The sequence below is a fragment of the Vibrio sp. Vb1574 genome (genome assembly GCF_033338675.1).
In genome coordinates, this window is the sequence record NZ_JAWOTC010000175.1 from 1 (window position 1) to 1,503 (window position 1,503).

The following is a 1,503-nucleotide window of genomic DNA, read 5'->3' on the forward strand; positions in this document are numbered from 1 at the left end:
ACGAACTCATCGCCTGCGAAGCGCGCAATGGAGTAGTCATGTTTATCGGTTTTTCGGTCGCTGTTACGAATGCTTTTCTTCAATCGAGTTGCAAATGCTTTCAACACTTGGTCGCCAACATCGTGGCCATAGGTGTCGTTGATGTACTTAAAATTGTCGATATCGAGAAAAACCAACGCGGTGACACTGCGTTCGTCTGAGTGGTCAATGTCGTGCAGTTTTGCTCTAGCCCACGTTTCAAAGCTCCAACGATTCGCTAAGCCCGTCAGTTGGTCTAGGTAGGCTAACTCCTCAATCCCTTCTCGGTAAAGGGTTTGAATGTAGCTGACGACTTTTGCGTAGTAGTAGGAGAAGGTATGGCAGACAAAACTGATGGCGATTAAGGTGAACATGAATCGGCGTTCGATCATATCGCCAGTGGCAGGTAAGCCGTCTAAAAACGTAATGCCAAAGAAAACCAAAATCATGTAGGTAGCGCTAAAGAGTAAACCGACTTTGAACTCGTTAATCAAAATGATGGTTGCGACGATGGGGTAGAGCCACAATAACTTTCCGGAGGGCGCATCATTAAAAAGAAGCAGTAATAACCCCTCAAACATGATGACGGCGCTGAGCAGTAAATCGGCATATTTGTGATGCCTTTGCACTTTAATGAGATAGCAGATCCCTAAGCAGGCGATGGCACTGAAGGCATGTAAAACGCTTAACCCCCAATGATTTTCGAGCGATTGGACGATAGCGCCGTACACCAATAGTGTGGCGGCAATGCTAGAACACAGAAAAACGATTTTCTTTTTTCTCGTCGAGCGGATATCCGCCATTTCTTCTAGGCGAGCCCCGGCCAATGTCGACATCTTCTATCCCTACTTAAATTGATATGTACGTCTATTCTAGGCGGTATTTTAGCGATAAATAGAATAACAAAATCGCCAAATGTGAACTTAGTCATGTTGCGAGGTGATTGAATCTTGTAAGGAATTTTCTGGGTGTGACGACGCCAAGGGTTTTGTTTATTACGATATCTATCGATATGTTGTCTGCAATATGGTGATGACGGTTACAAAGTTACCTTGATGTGTGCACGTTGATAAATACAGATAATGCATAAAAACGGCTGTTGGCGAGTCGATTCTCAATTCGCTGAATGACATCATTTAACGGCGTTAAGCCACTTATTAACCGCGTACCTATTGATCTCATTGTTCGTCAGTCGATGATCTCTAAGCTCCATCAATGAGTCGAGTGGGCTTGAAAAATCATTAGAAATATTTTCCTCAAATGACAGGAATTATTGTTGTCGTTGTGACCAATCTCCGACTAAAATCCGCGCTTAATCTCAGTTTCATCTCAAACGAATCCCGAATTACTTTTTATAGACTGCCTCACAGTTCTCTGCGAGGCAGTTTTAGTTGTTGGAAAGGTTAAAAACATGCCTAAAAGCCAAAACATCAACCAACGAATGTCCATCGTGGCATTAGCTTGGCCAATTCTTGTCGAAATTTT

General features: G+C 43.2%; 1 protein-coding gene. It reads right to left on the reverse strand.

The features are described 5' to 3' along the window. Nucleotides 1–854: GGDEF domain-containing protein (locus R7O12_RS24565; protein WP_318126657.1), on the reverse strand; the 854-nt coding region annotated here is incomplete at its 3' end. Nucleotides 855–1,503: the final 649 nt, after the last annotated feature.